Origin of the sequence: Proteiniphilum sp. UBA1028 (assembly GCF_002316955.1) — a bacterium.
Lineage (GTDB): Bacteria > Bacteroidota > Bacteroidia > Bacteroidales > Dysgonomonadaceae > Proteiniphilum.
In genome coordinates, this window is record NZ_DCEN01000070.1 from 1 (window position 1) to 1100 (window position 1100).

Sequence of the window (1100 nt, forward strand, 5' to 3'; positions counted from 1 at the left end):
GTAGCGATGATAGGGACATCGATCTCGGGAGTGACCTTTGTATCTGTCCCCGGGATGGTGAGGAACCTTGATATGACCTATATGCAGATGGTGTTCGGGTTCTTTTTCGGGTATCTGGTTATCGCCTTTGTGTTGCTGCCTCTTTATTATCGGTTGAACCTGACTACCATTTATGGCTACCTGGATCAACGATATGGACCGAAATCGTACAAGACGGGAGCATGGTTTTTCCTTATATCAAAGATTGTGGGAGCTGCAGCAAGGCTTTACCTGGTCGCTTTTATACTGCAGTCACTGGTGTTCGACTCGTGGGGAGTGCCTTTCGTGGTGACGGTGACAGGTATAATATTGGTGATATGGCTCTATAGCCACAGGAGCGGGATTAAGACTATTATATGGACGGACTGGCTGCAGACAATCCTTTTTATTACTGCACTTGTACTTATAGTGTGGCAGGTGGGCATGAGGATGGACCTTAATGTGGCGGGGATGGTGAAGACCATAAGGGAGAGCAGCCACTCCCGGATTTTTGTGTTCGACGACTGGGCATCGACCCAGAATTTCTTTAAACAGTTCTTCAGCGGGATGTTTATTACTATTGTGATGACGGGGCTGGATCAGGACCAGATGCAGAAGAACCTGACAATCCGCACGCTGAGGGATGCTCAGAAGAATGTGGTGTCGTATGGGCTTGCATTTACGCCGATAAACTTTCTGTTCCTATGCCTTGGGGTGCTGATGATTATTTTCGCCGGCCAAACCGGTATTGAGCTGCCGGAGGTGTCGGACAATATACTGCCGGTGATAGCGAGCGAGCATCTGGGGCCGGTGGTGTTGGGTATTTTTGTATTGGGAATTGTGGCAGCTGCTTTTTCGAGCGCGGACTCGGCGTTGACGGCACTCACCACCTCGTTCTGCGTAGATATTCTGAATATGAAGGCTGTAAGGCAGTCCGAAGTGCAGGCGGAGAGGGATGTGAAAATACGGCGGAGAGTGCATGTAGGTATAAGTGCAGTGTTTGTGCTTATAATCCTGTTGATAAAGGCGATCGGCTCTGACAGCATAATAACTGCAATATATAAGCTTGCATCATACACCTA

Annotated in this window: 1 protein-coding gene; it reads left to right on the top strand. The window is 48.6% G+C overall.

From position 1 onward, the window contains the following. On the top strand, nt 1-1100 hold a 1100-nt coding region (locus tag B3Z75_RS11605), incomplete at both ends, for a sodium:solute symporter (protein ID WP_294071772.1).